General features: G+C 72.2%; 19 protein-coding genes. 10 read left to right on the forward strand and 9 right to left on the reverse strand.

The features are described 5' to 3' along the window. The first annotated feature begins 11 nt into the window (after positions 1 to 11). From ACX9MN_RS05550 to ACX9MN_RS05580, 7 genes are all read left to right on the forward strand, one after another. On the forward strand, positions 12 to 2,207 hold the full coding sequence (locus ACX9MN_RS05550; RefSeq protein ID WP_489723897.1) for a GumC family protein: 2,196 nt from the start codon (positions 12 to 14) through the stop codon (positions 2,205 to 2,207). After that, positions 2,204 to 3,430, forward strand: a complete 1,227-nt coding sequence (locus ACX9MN_RS05555; RefSeq protein WP_489723898.1) for a glycosyltransferase — start codon at positions 2,204 to 2,206, stop codon at positions 3,428 to 3,430. Before ACX9MN_RS05550 ends, ACX9MN_RS05555 begins: the two co-directional genes overlap by 4 nt. Before the next feature lie 44 nt (positions 3,431 to 3,474). Continuing rightward, the gene (locus tag ACX9MN_RS05560; RefSeq protein WP_489723899.1) at positions 3,475 to 4,611 is read left to right on the forward strand and encodes a glycosyltransferase family 4 protein; all 1,137 of its coding nucleotides are present in this window, start codon (positions 3,475 to 3,477) and stop codon (positions 4,609 to 4,611) included. Continuing rightward, on the forward strand, positions 4,592 to 5,848 hold the full coding sequence (locus tag ACX9MN_RS05565; protein WP_489723900.1) for a glycosyltransferase family 4 protein: 1,257 nt from the start codon (positions 4,592 to 4,594) through the stop codon (positions 5,846 to 5,848). Before ACX9MN_RS05560 ends, ACX9MN_RS05565 begins: the two co-directional genes overlap by 20 nt. Before the next feature lie 110 nt (positions 5,849 to 5,958). Next, a complete protein-coding gene (locus ACX9MN_RS05570; protein ID WP_489725208.1) occupies positions 5,959 to 7,182 on the forward strand; it encodes a glycosyltransferase family 4 protein in 1,224 nt (407 codons plus the stop codon). After that, positions 7,179 to 8,690, forward strand: a complete 1,512-nt coding sequence (locus ACX9MN_RS05575; protein WP_489723901.1) for a lipopolysaccharide biosynthesis protein — start codon at positions 7,179 to 7,181, stop codon at positions 8,688 to 8,690. The genes ACX9MN_RS05570 and ACX9MN_RS05575 overlap by 4 nt, the downstream gene beginning before the upstream one ends. A gap of 100 nt (positions 8,691 to 8,790) precedes the next feature. Then, positions 8,791 to 10,035, forward strand: a complete 1,245-nt coding sequence (locus tag ACX9MN_RS05580) for an O-antigen ligase family protein (RefSeq protein WP_489723902.1) — start codon at positions 8,791 to 8,793, stop codon at positions 10,033 to 10,035. Between the two features lie 38 nt (positions 10,036 to 10,073). On the opposite strand, the gene ACX9MN_RS05585 is transcribed toward ACX9MN_RS05580, so the two are convergent. From ACX9MN_RS05585 to mdcA, 8 genes are all read right to left on the reverse strand, one after another. Continuing rightward, positions 10,074 to 11,555 carry an aldehyde dehydrogenase gene (locus ACX9MN_RS05585; protein ID WP_489723903.1) on the reverse strand — a complete coding sequence of 494 codons (1,482 nt, stop codon included), beginning with the start codon at positions 11,553 to 11,555 and terminating at the stop codon, positions 10,074 to 10,076. A 68-nt stretch (positions 11,556 to 11,623) separates the two neighbouring features. Beyond that, positions 11,624 to 12,607, reverse strand: coding sequence for a GDP-mannose 4,6-dehydratase (gene gmd, locus ACX9MN_RS05590; RefSeq protein WP_489723904.1), 984 nt, complete (start codon positions 12,605 to 12,607; stop codon positions 11,624 to 11,626). A gap of 176 nt (positions 12,608 to 12,783) precedes the next feature. After that, the gene (locus tag ACX9MN_RS05595) at positions 12,784 to 13,710 is read right to left on the reverse strand and encodes an acyltransferase domain-containing protein (RefSeq protein ID WP_489723905.1); all 927 of its coding nucleotides are present in this window, start codon (positions 13,708 to 13,710) and stop codon (positions 12,784 to 12,786) included. After that, positions 13,707 to 14,366 carry a malonate decarboxylase holo-[acyl-carrier-protein] synthase gene (mdcG, locus tag ACX9MN_RS05600; protein ID WP_489723906.1) on the reverse strand — a complete coding sequence of 220 codons (660 nt, stop codon included), beginning with the start codon at positions 14,364 to 14,366 and terminating at the stop codon, positions 13,707 to 13,709. Before mdcG ends, ACX9MN_RS05595 begins: the two co-directional genes overlap by 4 nt. After that, positions 14,359 to 15,075, reverse strand: coding sequence for a biotin-independent malonate decarboxylase subunit gamma (mdcE, locus tag ACX9MN_RS05605; protein WP_489723907.1), 717 nt, complete (start codon positions 15,073 to 15,075; stop codon positions 14,359 to 14,361). Before mdcE ends, mdcG begins: the two co-directional genes overlap by 8 nt. After that, on the reverse strand, positions 15,062 to 15,991 hold the full coding sequence (locus ACX9MN_RS05610) for a biotin-independent malonate decarboxylase subunit beta (RefSeq protein WP_489723908.1): 930 nt from the start codon (positions 15,989 to 15,991) through the stop codon (positions 15,062 to 15,064). The genes mdcE and ACX9MN_RS05610 overlap by 14 nt, the downstream gene beginning before the upstream one ends. Positions 15,992 to 15,993: 2 nt before the next feature. Further along, on the reverse strand, positions 15,994 to 16,302 hold the full coding sequence (gene mdcC, locus ACX9MN_RS05615) for a malonate decarboxylase acyl carrier protein (RefSeq protein ID WP_020091538.1): 309 nt from the start codon (positions 16,300 to 16,302) through the stop codon (positions 15,994 to 15,996). Positions 16,303 to 16,340: 38 nt separating this feature from the next. Further along, positions 16,341 to 17,987: a malonate decarboxylase subunit alpha gene (gene mdcA / locus ACX9MN_RS05620; RefSeq protein ID WP_489723909.1), complete on the reverse strand. Its 1,647-nt coding sequence runs from the start codon at positions 17,985 to 17,987 to the stop codon at positions 16,341 to 16,343. A 227-nt stretch (positions 17,988 to 18,214) separates the two neighbouring features. Between mdcA and madL the strand changes: the two genes are divergently transcribed. From madL to ACX9MN_RS05635, 3 genes are all read left to right on the forward strand, one after another. Further along, positions 18,215 to 18,646: a malonate transporter subunit MadL gene (gene madL / locus ACX9MN_RS05625; protein ID WP_489723910.1), complete on the forward strand. Its 432-nt coding sequence runs from the start codon at positions 18,215 to 18,217 to the stop codon at positions 18,644 to 18,646. A gap of 17 nt (positions 18,647 to 18,663) precedes the next feature. Further along, the gene (gene madM, locus ACX9MN_RS05630; RefSeq protein ID WP_489725209.1) at positions 18,664 to 19,428 is read left to right on the forward strand and encodes a malonate transporter subunit MadM; all 765 of its coding nucleotides are present in this window, start codon (positions 18,664 to 18,666) and stop codon (positions 19,426 to 19,428) included. A gap of 122 nt (positions 19,429 to 19,550) precedes the next feature. After that, positions 19,551 to 20,219: a GntR family transcriptional regulator gene (locus ACX9MN_RS05635; protein ID WP_020091534.1), complete on the forward strand. Its 669-nt coding sequence runs from the start codon at positions 19,551 to 19,553 to the stop codon at positions 20,217 to 20,219. A gap of 15 nt (positions 20,220 to 20,234) precedes the next feature. Here the strand turns inward: ACX9MN_RS05635 and ACX9MN_RS05640 are convergent, their stop codons facing one another. After that, complete coding sequence (locus tag ACX9MN_RS05640) at positions 20,235 to 21,119, reverse strand: NmrA family NAD(P)-binding protein (protein WP_489723911.1); 885 nt, start codon at positions 21,117 to 21,119, stop codon at positions 20,235 to 20,237. Positions 21,120 to 21,148 lie beyond the last annotated feature (29 nt).

Below are 21,148 nucleotides of genomic sequence, written 5' to 3' on the forward strand. Positions count from 1 at the left end.
GGACGCGCCGCATGTCCTTCCTGACTGTCGATCTGGCCGACCGGACGCCGGTTCGCGCCCTCGCCCAGGAGCCGGCGCGCGGCGGTCCGCTGGCCGCGGCCCTCGCCCGGATCTGGCATCGCCGCTACCTGTTCGCGGCGGTGTTCGCCACCGTCCTCGGCCTCGCCGTGACCGCCCTGCTGATGATCCAGCGGCAATACGTGGCGAGCGGCTCGGTCATCGTGGCCGAGGCGGAACCGGGCGCCAACAACGCCTCGATGGCCTGGATCCAGAAGATCGGCGACCCGGCCGACATCGAGAGCCAGATCCTGGTGATCCGCTCGCCGCGGCTCCTGCGCCTCGCGATCGACGACAACCTCGTCGCCGCGGTGCTGGCCGAGTGCCGCTACGCGGCCTCGGGCGGGCATCCCGACCGGATCAGCGAGAAGAAGGACGCCGCCTGCACGAAGCTCACGACCGACCGCAACGCGCTCGTCGAGTACCTGCAGAAGCGCTACACGGTCCTGAGCTCCGGCCGCTCGCGCATCATCACCATCGGCTACAAGTCGCCGCTGCCCGAGACGGCGCAGACGATGGCCAACGGCCTGATCAACGCCTTCTTGGACGACCAGCGCGAGGCGCAGGCCTCGAGCCGCAAGGCCGCGGCCGACTGGCTGCACACCGAGATCAGCCAGCTGGACGCCTCGATCCGGGCCGACGAGACCCGCATCCAGACCTTCCGGCGCCGCAAGGGCCTGCTGAAGGGCTCGCTCGCCCCGATCAGCGCGGAGCGGCTCACCAGCATCAGCCAGCAGCTCGCCGCGGCCGAGACCGCCAAGGCGGACGCGGCCGCGCGGCTCTCCGAGATCGAGGCCAAGGGCGCCCGCGGTGCCGACAGCGCCCCGGCCGTCCTGGCAAGCCCGACCATCGTCTCGCTGAAGCAGCAGCTCAGCGGCGTCAGCGCGCAGCTCGCCAACCAGAGCACCCTGCTGGGCGCGAACCACCCGGTGATCCGGGCGCTCGAGACCGAGCAGGCGAGCCTGCGCGCGCGGATCGAGCAGGAGATCGGCAACGTCGCCAAGGGCCTGCGCAAGTCCTACGAGGCTTCGAACGCCCTGGCCAAGTCGCTGCGCGCCCAGCTCGAGACGGCGAAGACCGACGCCGCCGCCGCCATGGACGACGAGGCGTCGATCGAGGGCATGGTGCGCAACGCCGAGATCAAGCGCACCCGCTACGCCGATCTGGTCAAGCGGGCGGGCGAGCTGGAGACCGAGCGGCGCATCCTCACCGGCAGCACGCGGCTCGTCAGCCTCGCCGAGCTGCCGCAGGAGCCGTTCTCGCCCAAGGCCGTGCCGTTCCTGGCGGGCGGCATCGTGCTGGCGGGCGTGCTCGCGGCCGCCGCCGCGCTGCTGCGCGACTACACCGACCGGCGCGTGCGCACCTCGGCGCAGCTCATGGCCGGCACCGGCGCCCCGGTCTTCGCGCAGCTGCCGAGCCTGGAGCCCGCCGGCCTCGTCGGCCGCTTCTCCGAGCGGCAGCGCGAGCTCGACCTCGCGGAGGCCCTGGCGCGGGCGCGGGTCGACCCGGTGATGCAGAACGTCCTGCGCAACCTGCACGCCCATCTCGTGCTGGCGGGCGCCGGCAAGTCCCGCGTCATCCTGGTGACTTCGGCGAAGCCGCGGGAGGGCAAGTCGTTCACGGCCTTCGCGCTGGCCGGCATCGGCGCAGCGAGCGGCCGCCGGGTGCTGGTGGTCGAGTGCGACCTGCGGCGGCCGAACTTCGAGGCCTCCCTCGGGCTCGGCCGCGGCCCCGGCCTCGGCGGCGTGCTCCGTGGCGAGATCGACCCGGCCGACGCGGTGGTCCAGGCCGGACGCTTCGACGTCATCCCCGCGGGAACGCCGACGGCCGACTCGACCGAGCTCCTGATGGGCGACCGGATGGCTGACTTCCTCAAGTGGAGCCGCCGCTACGACCTCGTCCTCCTGGACACCCCGCCGACCAGCCTCCTGATGGATGCGGCGATGCTGGCCCGCCACGTCGACGGCGTGCTCTGCTGCGCCCGCTACGGCCGCTCGCAGCTCTCCGATACGGTCGAGACCGTGGCGAACCTGCGCCGCGCCGGTGGACACGTCCTCGGGATCGCCATGACGATGGTCCGCCCGGGCATCCAGTCGACCTACGACGTGATGCCGCTGCCCGATCCCCGCACGGCCGCGAGCGCGCGATGACCGAAGTGCTCCCCGCCGACGCGCTCGCGAAGCGCAGCCTCCTGGACCGGGCGCAGGCCGCGCGGTCCGTCGTCGCCGCGCGGCCGCGGGTCCTGTTCGTGAGCCATACCGGAACGATGTCCGGTGCCGAGCTGGTGCTCCGAGACGCAGTCCGGCCTTGGGCGGGCTCCAGCGCCTTCCTGTTCGAGGACGGCGCGCTGACCGCGGCCCTCCGCGACGCGGGTCTGGAGATCCGTCTCGCGCGCCGCCGGTCCGCCCTGGCAGGCCTCCGGCGGGACGTGTCACCGCTGAGCGCGCTACCGGTCCTGGGACAGCTCGGTTCCCTGGCGCTGGAGATCGCCCGATCGGCCCGGTCCTGCGACGTGGTCTACGCCAACTCGCAGAAGGCCTTCCTGCTCTCGTCTCTGGCCGCGCGCGCCGCCGGGCGCCCCCTGATCTGGCACCTCCACGACATCCTCGACGGGGCGCATTTCGGCCGGGCGCAGCGCATCCTGCAGATCCGGCTCGCCAATCTCTGCGCCGCCCGGGTGATCGTTCCCTCCGAGGCCGCCGCGCGGGCCTTCGTCCAGGCCGGCGGGCGCCGGTCGCTGATCCGCGTCGTGCCGAACGGCCTCGACGTCGATCCGGCACCCTGCTCCGCCGCCGTTCTGCGCGCGGAACTCGGCCTGCCGGACGGCCCCCTCGTCGGCGTCTTCAGCCGCCTCGCGCCCTGGAAGGGGCAGGACGTTCTGATCGAGGCGCTGGCGACCCTGTCCGGCCTCCGCTGCGTCGTGGTCGGGGCGCCGCTCTTCGGCGAGGATGCCTACGCGGCGCACCTGCGCGACCTCGCGGCGCGGCGCGGCCTCTCGGACCGGGTGCTGTTCCTCGGACAGCGCGACGACGTCCCCCGGCTGATGCAGGCGGTCGACGCGGTCGTGCACCCCTCGGTCGATCCCGAACCGTTCGGTCGCACCCTGGTCGAGGCGATGCTGGTCGGCGTGCCGGTGATCGCCACCGACGCCGGCGCCTCCGCCGAGATCCTCGACGGCGGCGCGGCCGGGACGCTGGTTCCGCCGCGTCGGCCGGATCGCCTCGCGGCGGCCCTGTCGGCGCTGTTCGCCGATCCCGGCGCCTTCAGGGCGCGCGCCGCGCTCGCGCGCGAGCGGGCGCTGTCCCGCTACGGCGCGGAGCGCATGCAGCGCCATCTCGTCGACATCATCCTCCAGGTCGCCGGCCGGGCCTGACGGGCCGGCGACCCCCCTTCCCGTTCGGAGCCGCCAGACCCGCCATGCCGCGCGTCCTCGTCAACATGCCGAGCCAGCATGCCGGTCGGCCGTCGGGCGTCGCGCTCGTCGCCTTCCGGGTGATCGCCGGCCTGGTCGCGCGCGGCACCTTCGCGGTGGTGCTCCGATCCCCGTGGCGCCGCGACCAGCTGCCGGCGTCGATCCGCGACCGCGTCGAGGTCGTGACGGTGCCGCGACCGCGAATCATGCTGCTCGACGTCCTGCGCCAGTGCCTCGCTGTCCCGCGGCTGTGCCGCGCCGGCGCCATCGACGTGGTGCTGAACATCGACCCGTACGGGGCGGCCTTCGGCGGCCGCGCCCGCGTCAGCGTGGTGCACGACCTCTATTTCCGCACCCTGCCCGAGCGCATACGCTCCCGCGAGGCCCTGACCACCGACCCGATCTTCCGCCTGGTCCTCGGCAACAGCGCCCGGGTAATCGCCGTCTCGGACGCGACACGGCGCGATCTGGAGTACCATTATCCGCGGCTCCGCGGCCGGACGCGCACCGTGCCGTCCGCGGCCATGCTGGACCCATCGGTGGCTAGTTCCGGCGCCGAAGTCCCGGCGGGGCCGTACGTGCTGGCCGTCGGCAACGCCCTCTACAACAAGAATTTCGCGACCCTGGCGCGCGCCGTGGTCGCGCTCGGGAGGCCGGAGATCGGGATCGTCCACGTCGGCGAGGATTCCGACGAGGCCGTCGCCGCCGCACTCGGCGACGCGCCGGTCCCCCTGACCCGCCTGTCGGGCATCGGCGACGACAGGCTGGCGGCCCTCTATCGCGGCGCGCTGTGCCTGTGCGTCCCGTCCTTCGCCGAGGGATTCTGCCTGCCCGTTCTGGAGGCGCAGGCCCTCGACTGTCCGGTGATCTGCTCGGACCGCTCCGCGACGCCCGAGATCGCGGGAGCCGGCGCCCTCATCTTCGATCCCGCCGACGCGGCGGCGCTGACCGAGTGCCTGCGCCGCCTGCTGGACGAGCCCAATCTCAGGGACACGCTGATCGCCCGCGGCCGCGACAATGTCCGGCGCTACGACTGGGCCGAGACCGCCCGCCGCTACGAGACGCTGCTGCTCGAGGCGCTGCGGGACGGCGCGGCGGCGCGCAGCGCCCGGGAGGTGCCGCATGCGCATCCTGCACCTTAGCTCCCTCTACGCGCCCGAGCAGGTCGGTGGCGCCGAACTGATGGTCGAGACCCTCGCCCGGACCCAGGCGGATCTCGGCCACAGCGTCGCCGTTGCCTGCGCGGCGCGGACCGAAGGCGAACCGGTCCTGCAGGACGGCGTCACCGTTTACCGGATCGGCTACGGGACGCCGTTCCACATCCTCGATTGGCCGCAGCGCGGGCGGGTCGAGCGCCTCCGCTACAAGGTCGCGGCGCAGTGGAACCGCCACGCCGTCGACCGGATGGCGCGGGCGGTCCGGGACTTCGCCCCCGACCTCGTGAATACGCATTCCATCTCCGAGCTACCGCCGGCGCTCTGGCCGATGCTGCGGCGGCTCCGGGTGCCGGTCGTGCACACGCTGCACGACTTCACCAGCCTCTGCACCAACGGCGCGATGGTGCGCCACGGGCGTCCCTGCGCCCAGCAGCATCTCAAGTGCCGCCTCTACGCCGCGCCGCACCGGCGCTGCCAGCGCGCCGTGACGGCCGTCGCCGCCGTGGGCTCGGACATCCTCGACCGCCACCTCGCCGCCGGCCTCTTCACCCACGTGCCGCCGGCGCTGCGCCGGGTGATCTGGAACCCGATCCCGCCCGGCTCGCCGGTGACGCGGGCGAAGCGGGCGCCCGGCGCGCCGGTCCGGTTCGGCTATCTGGGCCGGATCGAGGGTGCGAAGGGACTCGATGTCCTCCTCGACGCCTGCCGGCGCCTGCCGGAGGCGGGCTGGCGCCTCGCTGTTGCGGGCCGTGCCGTGGACGGACTGGACCGCTACCGAGCCCTGGCCGAGGGCCTGCCCGTGACCTTCCCGGGCTACGCCCAGCGCGACGCCTTCCTGGACGTTCTCGACTGCCTCGTGGTCCCGCCGATCTGGCCCGAGCCCTTCGGCCGGACGGTGGCAGAGGCCTACGGGCGCGGCGTCCCGGTGATCGGCACCGCGACCGGCGGCATCGGCGAGCAGGTCGGGTCCGGCCCCTGGCTGGTCCCGCCCGGCGACGCGCCGGCGCTCGCCGCCGCGATGGCCCGGATCATCGCGGAGCCGGCCCGTCTCGCCGAGGGGCTCGCCCGCGCCGCACGCATCCGCGCTGGCACCGATCCGGTCGCTGTGGCGACCGCCTATCTCGATCTCTACGCCGCGACCCGCGACGCGGCCTCCATCGAACCGCTTCCCGAGCCTTCCGCCCGCGCGGAGCGCCCGCACCTCAGCGAGTGCCGTTCATGATGACCCCCACCCTGTCGTCGAGCTACGCCCGGGTCCTCTCGGAGGAACCCCGCGCCCAGGACCGGGACCGCCCGAGGGATCAGGCGGCCGCGCGCGCGGTGACCGGCCCCCTGCGGATCCTGCATCTCAGCGCCCTCTACCCGCCCTACATCGTGGGCGGCGCCGAGCGCTCGGTGGAGCACCTCGCCGAGGAACTCGTCGCGGCCGGCCATACGGTGGCGGCGGCCTGCATCGCCCGGGAACCCGAGCCCAAAAGCGTGCGCGGCGGCGTCACCGTCTACCGCATGGCCCACCACAACGATTTCTGGCTTGAGGACTGGCCCCAGGCGAGCCGCTTCGGCCGCGCCTGGGCGAAGCTCAAGCAGCAGTGGAATTTCGCCGTCGCGGCCGAGTTCGGCCGCGTCCTCGACGATTTCCGGCCCGACATCGTGAACACGCACTCGCTGCTCGACGTCTCGACTCTCGTCTGGCGCGAGGCGGCCAAGCGCGGGATCCCGATCGTCCACACGGTCTGCGAGTACGACCTGATCTGCGGCAACGCCGCGATGTTCAGGGACGGCAAGCCGTGCGACCGCTGGCACCTGGGCTGCAAGGTGGTCAACGCCGCCAAGCAGATCACGAACCGGTCGGTGGACGCGGTCGTCAGCGTCGGGACCGAGATCCTCAAGACCCATGTCGACCACGGGTTGTTCGCGCATCTCGCGCCCGAGCGGCGCCGGGTGATCTTCTATTCCTGCACCGTCCCAGAGGGCGACCCGGAGGCCAGGCGCCGGATCGACCGGACCGGCCAGCCGATGACCTTCGGCTATCTCGGCCGGATCAACACCGAGAAGGGGGTCGGCACGATGATCGACGCCTTCCGGCGGATCGGTCCCGGCGATTGGCGCTGCCTCGTCGCCGGCCACGCGATGGACGACTCGATCGAGCGGTTCAAGGCGCAGGCCGAGGGCCTGCCCATCGACTTCGTCGGCTGGGCGAAACCCGCCGAGTTTCTCAGCGCGATCGACGTGCTCATCGTCCCGTCGTTCTGGGCCGAGCCGTCGCCGCGGACGATCTACGAGGCCTACACGATGGGCGTTCCGGTGATCGGGGCGGGCTCGGGCGGCATCCCCGAGCTGATCGGCGAGGACAACGCCGACTGGCTGTTCACGCCGGGCGACGACGCCGACCTCGCCGCACGGCTGCGGACCGTGATCGCCCGCGGCCGCGGTGACCTGCCGGACGAGCGCTCCTTCCAGCACGTCATCCGCGAATCGACCTCGGAGCGCGTCGCCGAGAAGTATCTCGATCTCTACGCCGAACTCGTTGCCGAGCGTCGGGCGAGCCGCCCGTGAGCGCCGCCGCGCCGGTCCTGTCGGAGGCGGCCGCCGCCGAGGAGGAGCCGGGGCTCGCCTCCGGCGCCGCGGTGACGCGGCGCTCGTTCGACGCCGCGCGCTGGGTGGCGGTGGCCTCGGTCGGCAACGTGGTCCTCAGCTTCGGGGCGTTCCTCGTGCTCGCCCGCCTCATCGGGCCCGCCGAGTTCGGGATGGTGGCGATCGCCGCCGTCTTTATCGACATCCTGCAGATCGTCGCCCGCTGCGGCCTGCCCGACGCGGTGGTCCAGCGCGCCGACCTCGACGAGGACTTCGCCGCCACCGCCTTCTGGGTGATGCTTGCCGCGGGCGTCCTGTGCGCCGTGGGCCTCGTGGCCCTGGCCGGCCCGATCGCCTGGATCTTCGACCTGCCGGCGCTGCGGCCGGTCCTGTGCGCGCTCTCCGCCTGTTTCGTCATCACCGCAGCGGGTGCGATCCACGAAGCGCGGCTCCAGCGGAGCTTCGGCTTCCGCAAGCTCGCCCTGCGGGCGCTCGGCGCCAACGTGCTCGGCGGCGCCGCGGCCCTCGTGCTGGCCCTCGACGGCTACGGCGTCTGGAGCCTGGTGGTGCAGCGGCTCGTCGCCGCGACCGCGACCACGCTCCTGACCTGGGCGGCGGCCCGCTGGATTCCGCCGCTGCGGCTGCACCTCGCCTCCGTGCGCGAGCAGATCGCGTTCGGCTCGCGGCTGTTCTGCACCTATCTGCTGCTCGTCGCCTCGATCCGGAGCCAGGAAGTCATCGCGGCCTACTTCCTGTCCGCCACCGATGTCGGCTACCTGCGCCTCGCGTGGCGCTGCATCGACCTCGTGAGCCAGGTCGCGGTCATCCCGCTGACTACGGTCGGGCTGACCACCTACGCGCGCCTCCAGGACCGTCCGGGCGAGCTGGCCGCGGCCTTCCACGGATTCACCGAGGCCTCCGCGTTCCTAGCCGTGCCCGCCTTCTTCGGCATGGCGGCCGTCGCCCCGACCCTCATCCCGTTCCTGTTCGGCGACCAGTGGCACGACGCGGCGCCGGTGCTGCGGACGCTCGCGCTCCTCGCCCCGGAATTCGTCGCCACCTCGATGCTGTGGATGATCTTCACGGCCCTGGGCCGCAACGGCACGGCCCTGCGGCTCGCCGGCGCGCAGTTCGGCCTCGGCGCCGCGGCGGCCGTCGTCACCGCGCCCTTCGGCCTCGCCGCCCTGGTCGCCGGGCACGTGGTGCGGGCCTACCTGTTCACGCCCGCGATCGTCGCCAGCGCCGGGCGCGTCGTCCCGGTCACGAACGGGCGGCTCGTGCGGCTCCTCGCGCCGATCACGCTCTGCGCCGGCGCGATGGCCGGGCTGGTGCTGGTCGTCCAGGGGCCGATCCACGCCGCCCTCGGGGACCGGGTCGGCCTGTTCGCGGCGGTCGGACTCGGGATCGCGGCCTATCTGGGCCTCGCCTGGATCTTCATGCGCGGCACGCTCCGTACGGCCGTCGGCCTGTTCCTGAAACGCTCCGCCTGATCTGCACCCTCCGCCAACCTTTGTGGGCGACACTGCCCGCTAGAGGCCGCGGCCGACGGAGGGTTCATCGGCGGCCGATGCGCGGGGACGGTGCAGGGTGATGGCGGGACAGGCGTTGCCGATCGAGACGCGCGCGCCGGCCGCGTCCCTCCTCGCGGACCGCTTCGCCGTGTTCCTGCTGGGCGCCGCCCTGAACTTCAACGTCCTGACCTCGACCTTCGGGCTGCCGTTCCAGCGCCTGTCCGACCTGCTGCCGTTCCTGCTCATCCCCTGGCTGGGCCTGCGCCGCGCCGTCGTGGCGGAGGCGCTGCGGCAGGCGGCGCCGCTCGCCGGCATCCTGGCGCTGATCGCGGCCTCGCTGGTGCTGAAGGCGCACAAGCAGGCGGGCGACGTCTACCTGACCCTCGTCCTGCTGCTCTACGTGGTTCAGGCATTCATCCTGCTGGTGATGTTCCGCGACCGGCGCGTCGAGGACGCATTCTGCGTTGGCCTGCTCGCCGGAATGCTCGCCTCCCTCGCGGTCCTGCTGCTCGCCGCCTCCGGCATGCCGCTCGACCGGTTCGGACTCGCGGTTCCCACGGACGGGCTCGACGAGGAGCTGAAGCTGTTCGTGCAGGACAAGCAGGGCGGCCTCTGGGCCTCGGGCAACGAGACCGGCCACGTCTTCGCACTGGCCGGGGCCGCGGCCCTGCTGCTCAGCCTGCGCTATCGCCTGAAGATCGTCTATCTCGCCTACTTCGCGGCCCTCCTGGCGAGCTTCCCATTCACCAACAACCGCGCCGGCCTGTTCATGCCGATCCTGTTCCTCGGCCTGCTGATGCGGCGGAACCTCAAGGCGCCCGCGGTGCTGGCCGCGCTCGGCGTCCTGGGCGTCCTGCTCGTGGCCTGGGCGGTGACGGGAGAGATCCCGCTGCCGGGGACGCTGTCCCAGGCGATCGAGCGGCGCTTCGCCGAGGACCACAACGTCACGGGCAATTTCGACGAGCGGTTCCTGTCCGGCGTGACCGCGCTCCAGCTGGTCCTCGAGTACCCGTTCGGCGTCGGCGAGGTCGCCCGCCGGGAGGAGCTGCAGGCCCTGACCGGGCTCGTGACACCACACAACGGCTTCGTGTCGCTGGCACTCCAGAGCGGCATCGCCGCGGCGCTGCTCCTCGTCGCCGGCCTCGGGCGAATCCTGCTGGCGCCCGCCGCCTTCGGGCCGTTCCTGACCTACAGCGCGGTGTTCCTGATCCCGTCGCTCATGTTCGAGGAATTATCGGTCAACCAGTACTTCCTCTTCTTCATGGGCTTCGTCCTGGCATCCCTCGCGCTGCCACCGGACCGCGCCCAATCGGCCCCGGATTAGGGACCGCGCCGCCACGGATCGCGGCGCGGCCCGCGTGCTCAGCGCATGACGAAGGGGTTCTCCGGGGCGTCGCGGCTCGTGGAGATCCAGACGCTCTTGGTCTCCAGGTACTCGCGGATCGACTCGATGCCGCTCTCGCGGCCGATGCCCGAGCGCTTCATGCCGCCGAACGGCATCATGTAGCTCACCGCCCGGTAGGTGTTCACCCAGACGGTGCCGGCCCGCAGACCCTTCGACATGCGCATCGCGCGGCCGATATCCTGGGTCCAGACACCCGCCGCGAGCCCGTAGATCACGTCGTTGCCGACCCTCAGCGCCTCGGCCTCGTCCTCGAAGCCGATGATCGACAGCACCGGGCCGAACACCTCCTCCTGGGCGATGCGCATGTCGTTGGTGACGCCCGTGAAGATCGTCGGCTCGACGAACTGGCCGCCGAGCACGCCGGGTCCGGAGGCGGGGTTGCCGCCGAAGACGCAGCGCGCGCCCTCGCTCTTGGCGAGCGCGATGTAGTCGAGCACCTTCGTGTACTGGGGCGGCGTCGTGATCGGCCCGATATTGGTGTCGGCCTGCATCGGGTCGCCGAGCTTGGCGGTGCGGGCCAGCTCGATCAGGCGCTCGGTGAATTCCTGGCGGATGCTGTTCTGCACCAGCAGGCGCGAGCCGGCGATGCAGGTCTGCCCGGTGGCCGCGAAGATGCCCGAGATCGCCCCCGCGGCGGCGGCCTTCAGGTCGGCATCGGCGAAGACGATGTTGGGCGATTTCCCGCCTAGCTCCAGGGAGACGCGCTTGATCTGCCGGGCGGCGGCCTCGTAGACTTTCGCGCCGGTGACGTCCGAGCCCGTGAAGGTGATCTTGGCGACGTCGGGATGCTCGACGATGGCGGTGCCGGCCTCGCCGCCGTAGCCGGTGACGACGTTGAACATGCCGTCGGGCAGCCCGGCCTCCTTGGTCAGGCGGGCGAATTCCAGCGTGCTCGCGGAGGCGAACTCGGACGGCTTCACCACGACCGCGCAGCCCGCCGCGAGCGCGGGCGCGCATTTCCAGGCGACGAACAGGAGCGGCGAGTTCCACGCCGTCAGCGCCCCGACCACGCCCACCGGCTCGTGCCGGGTGAACGCGAAGGTCTCGGGCTTGTCGATCGGCACCTGCGCGCCCTCGACCTTGTCGGCGAGCCCCGCGTAGTACCACCACCATTCCGGCTGGTAGCGGGTCTGGCCGTACATCTCGGCGAAGAGCTTGCCGTTGTCGCGGACCTCGATCTCGGCCAGCGCCTTGGCCTCGCGCTCGACGAGATCGCCGATCCGGCGCAGGACCTTGCCGCGGGCCGAGGCCGTCATGCTGGCCCAGGGTCCGTCCCACATGGCGCGCTTGGCCGCGGCTACCGCCCGGTCGACGTCGGCCCGCCCGGCACGCGGGATCCGGGCCCAGGGCTCGCCGCGATAGGGGTCGATGGACTCGAACCACGAGCCCTCGACCGGATCGACGGACTGGCCGTCGATGTAGAGCTGGTAGGTCTTCACGGCGCGCCTCTCCGTCCGGGGATGCGCGCCATATGGACCCGGAGCCCGCCCGCGGCGAGCCCGACGGCTCAGGCGTTGGCGCTGAGGCGCTTGATGTCGGCGTCGACCATCTCGGTGATCAGCGCCTCGAGGCTGGTCTCGGCCTCCCAGCCGAACGTCGCCTTGGCCTTGGCGGGGTTGCCCAGCAGCACCTCGACCTCCGCCGGCCGGAACAGCGCCGGGTCGACGATCAGGTGGTCATCCACCTTCAGGCCGACATGCTTGAACGCGATCTCGCACATGTCCCGCACGGTCGTGGTCCGGCCGGTGGCGATCACGTAGTCGTCCGGGCGGTCCTGCTGCAGCATCAGCCACATCGCCTGCACGTAGTCCCGGGCGTGGCCCCAGTCGCGCTTGGCGTCGATGTTGCCGAGCCGCAGCTCCTTCTGCCGGCCGAGCTTGATCCGCGCCACCGCGTCGGTGACCTTGCGGGTGACGAACTCGACGCCGCGCAGCGGGCTCTCGTGGTTGAACAGGATGCCGTTCGACGCGTGCAGCCCGAAGCTCTCGCGGTAGTTGATGGTCATCCAGTGCGCGTAGAGCTTGGCGACGCCGTAGGGCGAGCGCGGGTAGAACGGCGTCGACTCGCTCTGCTTGGCCTCCTGGATCAGGCCGAACATCTCCGAGGTCGAGGCTTGGTAGTAGCGCGCCTGGGGCGCCGCCGAGCGCAGGCATTCCAGCATGTGCACCGCGCCGAGACCGGTCACCTGCCCGGTGAGCAGCGGCTGCTGCCAGGATGAGGTCACGAACGACTGGGCGGCGAGGTTGTAGATCTCGTCCGGCTTGGCGGCCTGGACGATGCGCAGCAGGGCGGACTGGTCGAGCAGGTTGCCGTCGACCAGCTCGACGTCGTCGGTGATGCCGAGCCACTTCAACCGGTGGTCGAAGACGCCGGCGTGGCTGGAGCGCCGCACGATGCCGGTGACGGCGTAGCCCTTCTGCAGGAGCAGCTGCGCCAGATACGCGCCGTCCTGGCCCGTCACACCCGTGATCAGCGCTCGCTTGGCCGTCATGAACCCGTCCCGTCCCGAAGATGCCCGGCTGCTACGACCGCAACGGGCCGCGCGTCAAGGCGATGTGTCGACATCAGTATTGCGCCAAGCAAGCGGAGCCGGACCGGCACATCGCCAGACTAGCGTCGCAACTCGACAGCCATCTGCAATGGTCGTGCGGCCCCAGTGCGGCGCGGCTAAGGTCGCGCGAGCCAGTCCGCCACGCCGTCGAGCGTCCGGAATTCCTCGACGGCGTGGATGCGCGCCGCCGGGAGCGCGGTCCGGGCCATGGTGGCGAGGGCGTGGCCCGGCCCGAGTTCGAGCACGCGGTCCGCGCCGTACTCGCGGCACGCTTCCAGGCAGGCGGCCCAGTCGATCGTGCGCGAGATCTGGAGCGCCAGCTTGTCGCGACCCTCGGCATCCCGAAACACCGTGCTCCCGTCCAGCCCACTGATCAGCCGAGGCATGCGAGGGGGCGGGCGGCGCGGCGGTACCGCGGCGAGCGCGTCGCGAAAGGCCGCCGTCGCGGCGTCCAGCAGCGGCGTGTGCGACGGCGTGTGGACGGGTAGGACCACGGCGCGCTGCGCGCCCGCGCCGGTCGCCTCCCGGCACAGCACCTCCAGCGCCGCGCGCGGACCGCCGACGACGCCGCTGTCGGCCGCGTTGCGGATGGCGAGGTGACAGCCGTGGCGCGCCGCGAGATCCGCGAGCGTCGCGAGGCTCAGGCCGCGGATCCCCGCCAGCCCGAACCCCGCGCCGGACGCGGCGTCCATGGCCTCCGCACGCCGGGCGGCTAGGGCGAGCACGTCCGCGGTGTCGAGGCGCCCGGCGACGCCCCAGGCGGCCAGATCGCCGATGCTGTACCCGGCCACGATCGACCGGTCCGGCATCGCCTCGGCCAGGGCCCGCCACGCCGACAGGGCGGCGACGCAACACAGGATCTGCCCGGTCCGATTGGCGTTCAGGGTGTCGCCGCCCGCGCGGGCCAGGTCGCGCGGGTCGGCGCCGTCGAGGAGCGGTCTCGCGGCCGCGAACACGTCCTGGGCCGCCGGATGTTCGGCCGTGATGTCGAACATCGCCGGGTGCTGGCCGCCCTGGCCGGAGAGGAGGATCGCGAGGGTCATGCCGCGCCCGGGCCGCGCAGTCCCGCGACCGGCCGCAGAAGCAGCTGGTCCAGGCTCTTGGCGAGCACCGAGCCGTCCTCCGGCGCGTCGCGCAGCTCGCGCCAGTGCAGGTCGGCGCCGTCCGGCAACTGGATCTCGCCGTCGATGCCCATCGGCGCCGTCTCCGCCACGGCGGCGATGCCGTCGAGAAGGTCGACCGGCACCGGTGGTGGGCACGGCCAGAGCAGGTCGAGGTCGGAGGTGGCGCTCAGGTAGGTCAGGCCCGTGACTGCCTGCCAGAGGAGGCTGCCGAAGGGGCGCGGCACGAGGCCGTGCCGTCGGCCGAGCGCCGTCAGGGCGTCGAGGGTCGGGCCCCAGGCCGCCGGCGCGCAAGTGGCGGCCTGGGCGAGGGTCACCACCGGTGCGGGCGCCAGCGCCGATGCCGGCAGCGCTAGCCCGATCCGCCGCTTGCCGTCCGCGGGCGGCAGCGGCAGGCCGAGCGGCATCGCGTCGCCGGTCTCTCCGGGGACGCGGCGGCGGACGATCAGCGGCCGGCCCGCAGCGGCCCAGCCCTCGAGATGGGGGACGGCGCCGAGGTCGGGCCGGTCCGCGCGCCACGCCGCCCAGGCCGCCGGATCGACCCGGACGAGGTCGTGTCGTCGGAACGGCTCAGCCAAGACGGGCTTGGTCGGCCACGGCCGCCGCGACGGTGCGGGCGACCGGGCGACCGCCCCGCTCGGCGCCCAGCCGGTCGCGGATATCCTCCGCCGGCAGGGTATCGATCACCGCGCGGATCTGGCCCTCCAGGGACAGGTCCGGGTTTAGAACCACGTGGACGGCGCCGGTCGCCACCATGTTGTCGAGGCCGGGCGCGAAGACGGGCGTCGACTTCGCCATGTCCTTCAGCGTGTCGAGCGGCAGCTTGGTCACCCGCGCGACGGACGGCAGGTCCATCACGCTCGGGTTCGCCCCGGGTAGGGCCGCGAGGACCCGCGTCGCGAGCGCCGTGGCGATGAACGCGCCGGCGGCCGAGTGGCCGTAGATCAGCCCGATCGTGGGATGGCCCGACCGGTCGGCCAGGAGCAGCGCCTTGGCGAGATGCGCGAGGCACTCGTTGAGACCCAGCAACTCGTCACGGCGGCTCATGCGCTGGCTGTCGGAATCCACCGCCACGAGGATCGGCGCGCGCTCGCCGGCCCGGACGGCGTCGAGCACGGCGCGCGACAGGACCAGCGCCCCGTCGACGCCCAGGGGCGTGTCGCCGTCGACGCCGACCACGTGCATCCGGCCGTCCGCGAAGGGGCCGGTCCCGGTCACGAGGCCGTCGCGCACCGCCACCGCGTGTCCTCGCGGGAACAGGGAGGCGAGGATCTCAGCGAGCGTCATGGTCGGCCTCCGGGCTCCGGGCCACGGTCTCGTCGAAGGCGGTCGTGTCCATCGCCGGCACGGATTCGGGGTCGTTCACGCCGAGGCGCGCCCAGACATCCGTGGCGTCGCGGCAGTCGCCGAACCGCTCGATCCGGGCCTCCAGACGCGATTGCTCGGCCTCCAGGGTCGCCAGATCGAAGGCCGGCGCTCGGCCGACGAGGTCGCGGGCGGCCGCGCGGAAGGCCGCGACCTCGTCGGCGCAGAAGGCGTCGGCGCCCCCGATCAGGCGACGGTGCTTGCCACCCATGGTCCGCCAGACCAGAGCGCGGTCGCGGGAATCGAACTCCTCGGCGCCTTTGTTGGTCTCGATCACCTCGGGGCCGGAGACCGAGATGCGCCCGCTCTCCGACACGGCGAGCCGCGAGCAGGTGCCGGCGATGAGGCCGCCGCCGCCGTAGCAGCCGGCCCGCCCGCCGATCAGCCCGACGACCGGGATGCCGGCCGCGCGGACGTCGACGATGGCCCGCATGGTCTCGGCGATGGCCGTCTCGCCGGCATTGGCCTCCTGAAGGCGGACGCCGCCGGTGTCGAACAAGATAAGGACCGCCTTCGGCTTCATCTCCAAGGCCGCGCGGAGCAGGCCGACCAGCTTGCCGCCGTGCACCTCGCCGAAGGCGCCGCCCATGAAGCGGCCCTCCTGGGCGGCGACCAGGACCGGGTCGCCGTCGAGGCGCGCGCTCCCGACCACGATACCGTCGTCGAAGGCGCGGGGCAGGTCGAAAAGCGGCAGGTGCGGGCTCATCCGCCGCTCGGTCGGCGGCAGGAACTCGCGGAAGCTTCCCGGATCGGTGAGCGCCAGCACGCGCTGGCGGGCGGTGGCCTCGTACCAGCTCAGGGCGTCCGGATCGAAGCGCGCGGCGCGGTCGGCAGCCATGGTCAGGCCTCCATCAGCCGCGCGCCCTGGAGCAGGCGCAGCGACACGGTGTCGGGGCGGGCGCCGCCGTCGTTGATGCTGATGCGGAGGCCGCCCGGCTGCGCCCGGGCAACGAAATCGGCCACCACCGCCTCCCAGACGTCGCCGTAGCCGGCGATCGGGGTCTCGATGGCCACCTCGCAGGCATCCGGCGGCAGCACCCGCTCCAGCAGGATCTCCAGGTTGCCGGAGGCGACGACGCCGGTGATCGCGCTCGGCGCCGAGCCGGCCAGCGGCTTCTTGGTGGTGTGGCGGAAGGTCAGGGATTCCATCGCCGGCTCCTCGGGTGCGGATACGTCATCGCGCGACGCTACCAGTTCCGGAAGCGGGCGGGCGGCTCGTAGAGCCCGCCGGACCAGTGCACGAGATCCTTGATCGACTTCGCGGCGAGCAGTGCGCGGTCGGCGTCGAGCGGCTCGATGCCCAGATCCTCCGGGCGTCGGATGACGCCCCGGGCGCGCAGCTCCTCGACCTTCGCCCGGTCTCGACCGCGTCCAACCTCGGTGTAGCCGGCCACGCCCCGGATCGCCTGCTCGCGCTCGTCGGCGTCGCGGCAGAGCAGGAGGTTGGCGATGCCTTCCTCGGTAACGATGTGAGTGACATCGTCCGCGTAGATCATGACCGGCGCCAGCTCGAGGCCGATCTTTTTGGCCAGTTCGAGGGCGTCGAGTTTCTCCACGAAGGTCGGCACCAGCTTGTCGCCGAAGGTCTCGACCAGCTGCACGACGAGCTTGCGCCCGCGCATCAGTGCCGGATCGCCGACGATCTGGCCCTCGCGGCCGGCCTTCATCCAGGCGTCGGAGGGGTGGCGTCGTCCGTGCGGGTCCGACCCCATGTTGGGCGCCCCGCCGAAGCCCGCCACCCGCGACTGGGTGATGGTCGAGGAATGGCCCATCAGGTCGATCTGCAGGGTCGCGCCGATGAACATGTCGCAGGCGTAGAGGCCGGCGGTCTGGCAGAAGGCCCGGTTCGAGCGCAGGCTCCCGTCGGCGCCGGTAAAGAAGACGTCCGGCCGCTCGCGGATGTAGCGGTCCATCCCGACCTCGGAGCCGAAGCAGTGAACCTGCTTGACCCATCCGGACTCGATCGCCGGGATCAGGGTCGGGTGCGGATTCAGCGCCCAGTGCGTGGCGATCTTGCCCTTGAGGCCGAGCTTCTCGCCGTAGGTCGGCAGCAGCAGCTCGATCGCGGCCGTGCCGAACCCGATGCCGTGGTTGAGCCGCTTGATGCCGTACTCGGCGTAGATGCCCTTGATCGCCATCATGGCGATCAGGATCTGCGTCTCGGTCATCGCCGCCGGGTCGCGGGTGAAGAGCGGCTCCACGTAGAAGGGCTTGTCGGCCTCGACCACGAAGTCGATCCGGTCGCCCGGGATGTCGACTCGCGGGACCGCGTCGACGATCTCGTTGACCTGCGCGACCACGACGCCGTTCTTGAAGGCGGTCGCCTCCACGACGGTCGGCGTGTCCTCGGTGTTCGGCCCTGTATACAGGTTGCCGTTCCGGTCGGCCGAGACGCCGGCGATCAGCGCCACGTTGGGCGTCAGGTCGACGAAGTAGCGGGCGAACAGCTCCAGGTAGGTGTGCACCGCCCCGAGCTCGATCTGGCCGCCGTAGAGCATCTTGGCGATGCGGGCGCCCTGCGGGCCCGAATACGAGTAGTCGAGCCGCTTCGCGATCCCGGTCTCGAACACGTCGAGGTGCTCGGGCAGCACGATCCCCGACTGGACCATGTGCAAGTCGTGGATCTTCCCGGGATCGCAGGCGCTCAGGCCGCGGGCGAGGCAGTCGGCCTGCTTCTGGTTGTCGCCCTCGAGGCAGACGCGGTCGCAGGGCCGCAGGATGGCCTCCAGGAGGTCGACCACGGCTCCGGCCGGCACGACCTTGCCGTCCGCGTGGGCGCGCCCCGCCGCGATCCGCGCGTCGCGCGCCTGCCTCTCACCGCGCCACTCGCCCATCTGCGTGCTCCCACCGGTGTACCGAACATCATATAGCGGGCGGTCTGGTATTCTCAAACCCTTCCATATCACAGTTTCGTATACGGGATTGCGCGCCTGTCAAGATCTTGCATACTTTCACCAACGGCCCCCGAGGCCGATCCGGGAGGGCAACGCGCCATGTCGCATGCGTCCACACGGCCGTCGGATGCGGCCGGAAGAGCCGCTTCCTCGAAGGGGCAACGCCGATGATCGTCCTCGGTGTCGCCCTGCTCGCCGCCTGCACGCTGGTCGGCGTGTATCTCGGCGACCTCCTCGGCCTCGCCCTCGGCGTGAAGGCCAATGTCGGCGGCGTCGGCATCGCCATGATCCTGCTCATCGCCGCGCGCCTGTGGCTGTCCCGCCGGGGCCGTCTGACGAAGGGCGTCCAGTTCGGCGTCGAGTTCTGGGCGGGGATGTACATTCCGATCGTGGTCGCCATGGCGGCCCAGCAGAACGTCGTCGCCGCCGTGAGCGGCGGCCCGATCGTGCTGATCGCCGCGACCGGCTCCCTGGTCCTGTGCTTCGGCGCGGTCGCCCTGCTGAGCCAGATCGGCCGGCGCGATCCCGGCAGCGGCCCCGTCGAGCACGGCGGATCGGTGATCGGCGGCGACGCCGAACCCGTCGCCAGGAAGGGGTGATCGCCATGGGACACGACATCTGGCACGGCATCGAGCACGTCTTCGTCGAGCAGAGCCTCGTGGCCGCCTTCGCGGTGGTCGGCGCGCTGATCCTGGTCTCGAACTTCGCCGCCAAGCACCTGACCAAAGGCCGGGTCCACGGCTCCGCGATCGCGATCGTGCTCGGTCTGGTGCTCGCCTACGCCGGCGGGCTCTACACGGGCGGGAAGAAGGGCCTCGCCGACATCCCGGCGCTCGCCGGGATCGGCCTCATGGGCGGGGCGATGCTGCGCGACTTCGCCATCGTCGCCACCGCCTTCGAGGTGGACGTGATCGAGGCGCGGCGCGCGGGCCTACTGGGTGTCCTGGCGCTGGCGCTGGGCACGATCCTGCCGTTCATCGTCGGCACCCTGACCGCCGTGGCTTTCGGCTATCACGACGCGGTCTCGATCACGACGATCGGCGCCGGGGCGATCACCTACATCGTCGGGCCCGTCACCGGCGCGGCGATCGGCGCGGATTCCACCGTGATGGCGCTGTCCATCGCCACCGGAGTGACCAAGGCGGTGATGGTGATGGTCGGAACGCCCCTGGTCGCCCGGCTGATCGGCCTCGACAACCCGCGCTCGGCCATGGCGTATGGCGGCCTGATGGGTACGGTCAGCGGGGTCGCCGGGGGCCTCGCGGCGACGGATCCGAAGCTCGTCCCCTACGGCGCACTGACGGCGACGTTCCACACCGGCATCGGCTGCCTCGTCGGACCCTCGATCCTGTTCCTGACGGTGCGGGCCCTGGTCGGCTGACGCGTCGGCTCACCGGCTTCCCGGCCGAACAGCGGATCCGCACGCGCGGATTAGGGTATGGTCCCGTATCGTCTTCCCGAGGACGGGCAGGCGCCGCTCACGGGACGCTCGAGGAACGGCGGATGCACGGCGACTTCCAGAAGATCGACAGCGGGCTGCTCTCGGACCGGATCCGCGACGCGCTCACCGACGCCATCGCGTCGGGGACGATCGCGGCCGGCACGGCCCTCGACGAGCAGAACCTCGCTGATCGCTACGGCGCATCGCGCACGCCCGTCCGTGAGGCGCTGCGCCAGCTCGCGGCCTCGGGCCTCGTGGAGATCCGGCCCCGGCGGGGCGTGGTGGTGGCGCGCCTGACGCCGCAGCGGATCGCCGACATGTTCGAGACGACCGCCGAGATCGAGGCGATGTGCGCCCGGCTCGCCACCTACCGGATGACGCCCCTCGAGCGCGGCGAGCTGATGGAGCTCCACGAGGAATCCGCTAAGGCGGTCGAGGCGGGCGACGTCGACGCCTACGACCGGTTCAACCGCGCCTTCCACGAGGCACTCTACACGGCGACGCACAACGGCTTCATGGCCGAGCAGGCGCTCGCGATCCGCGAGCGGCTGGCCGCGTTCCGGCGCACGCAGCTCCGCCACGCCGACCGGATCCGCCGCTCGCGGGAGGAGCACGGCGAGATCCTGTCGGCCATCGCAGAGGGGGACGGCGAGACGGCCGCCCGTCGCATGCGTGCCCACATGCTCCGGGCCGCGGCGGCGCTGGGGCGCTACATCGCCGAGACGGAGTGACGGGCCGGCGCGGGTTCAGAGCCGTGCGACGGCGTCGCGCACCGTGGACCGGTAGGGCGTCGTCGGCCTGCCGATCAGCGCGCTCAGCTGACGCGTGTCGTCGTTGAGGGCGCCGCGGGCCGCGGCCGCGTCCGAGTCGGCGAGCAGCGCCGCGAAGTTTGCCGGCAACCCGGCGGCGACCAGCGCCGCCTCGTACTCGGCCTGCGGCAGATCGCGGTACGCGACCGGCTTGCCGGCAGCCGCAGCGATCGCCGCGGCGAACTCGGTCAGCGTGTAGGCCTCGTCGCCCGCCAGCTCGTAGACGCGGCCGCCCTGCCCGTCGGCGGTGAGGACCGAGGCCGCCGCCGCGGCGTAGTCGGCCCGCGCGGCCGAGGCGATGCGCCCGACGCCCGCGCAGCCGAGGACTGCGCCGTGGGCGAGCGCTGGCGCGATACCGGCGGCGTAGTTCTCCGTGTACCAGCCGTTGCGCAGCAGGACGAACGGCACGTCGGAGGCTTCGAGCAGCCGCTCGGTCCGGCGATGCTCCTCGGCCAGGGCGAGTGCCGACGTGTCGGCGTGCAGGACGCTCGTGTAGGCGATCAGACCGACACCGACCCGATTGGCGCTGTCGATGACGTTGCGATGCTGCGCCACGCGCCGGCCGATCTCGCTGGACGAGATTAGCAGGAGTCGCTGGATGCCCTCGAGCGCCGCGTCCAGGCTCGTCGGGTCCGCGTAGTCGGCCCGTCGGACCGCGACGCCGAGCCTTCGCAGGCTCCGTGCAGCCTCGCCTTCGGTGTCGCGCGCGCCGGCCACCACCGCGCTGGCCGGTACGCGCTGAAGGAGCGCCGCGACGACTTGGCGGCCGAGTTGGCCCGTGGCGCCGGTCACGAAGTAGGTCGGCTGACTGGTCGGGCTCATGCTCGCTCCTCATGGTTCAATATCGGAGC

This window comes from Methylobacterium sp. 1A, from assembly GCF_058072805.1.

What these genes read in the sequence shown, in the direction of transcription:
- ACX9MN_RS05550 (WP_489723897.1), top strand. Translation starts at nt 12, where the DNA reads ATGTCCTTCCTGACTGTCGATCTGGCCGACCGGACGCCGGTTCGCGCC.
- ACX9MN_RS05555 (WP_489723898.1), top strand. Translation starts at nt 2,204, where the DNA reads ATGACCGAAGTGCTCCCCGCCGACGCGCTCGCGAAGCGCAGCCTCCTG.
- ACX9MN_RS05560 (WP_489723899.1), top strand. Translation starts at nt 3,475, where the DNA reads ATGCCGCGCGTCCTCGTCAACATGCCGAGCCAGCATGCCGGTCGGCCG.
- ACX9MN_RS05565 (WP_489723900.1), top strand. Translation starts at nt 4,592, where the DNA reads ATGCGCATCCTGCACCTTAGCTCCCTCTACGCGCCCGAGCAGGTCGGT.
- ACX9MN_RS05580 (WP_489723902.1), top strand. Translation starts at nt 8,791, where the DNA reads ATGGCGGGACAGGCGTTGCCGATCGAGACGCGCGCGCCGGCCGCGTCC.
- gmd (WP_489723904.1), bottom strand. Translation starts at nt 12,607, where the DNA reads ATGACGGCCAAGCGAGCGCTGATCACGGGTGTGACGGGCCAGGACGGC.
- ACX9MN_RS05595 (WP_489723905.1), bottom strand. Translation starts at nt 13,710, where the DNA reads ATGACCCTCGCGATCCTCCTCTCCGGCCAGGGCGGCCAGCACCCGGCG.
- mdcE (WP_489723907.1), bottom strand. Translation starts at nt 15,075, where the DNA reads ATGACGCTCGCTGAGATCCTCGCCTCCCTGTTCCCGCGAGGACACGCG.
- ACX9MN_RS05610 (WP_489723908.1), bottom strand. Translation starts at nt 15,991, where the DNA reads ATGGCTGCCGACCGCGCCGCGCGCTTCGATCCGGACGCCCTGAGCTGG.
- mdcC (WP_020091538.1), bottom strand. Translation starts at nt 16,302, where the DNA reads ATGGAATCCCTGACCTTCCGCCACACCACCAAGAAGCCGCTGGCCGGC.
- mdcA (WP_489723909.1), bottom strand. Translation starts at nt 17,987, where the DNA reads ATGGGCGAGTGGCGCGGTGAGAGGCAGGCGCGCGACGCGCGGATCGCG.
- madL (WP_489723910.1), top strand. Translation starts at nt 18,215, where the DNA reads ATGATCGTCCTCGGTGTCGCCCTGCTCGCCGCCTGCACGCTGGTCGGC.
- ACX9MN_RS05635 (WP_020091534.1), top strand. Translation starts at nt 19,551, where the DNA reads ATGCACGGCGACTTCCAGAAGATCGACAGCGGGCTGCTCTCGGACCGG.
- ACX9MN_RS05640 (WP_489723911.1), bottom strand. Translation starts at nt 21,119, where the DNA reads ATGAGCCCGACCAGTCAGCCGACCTACTTCGTGACCGGCGCCACGGGC.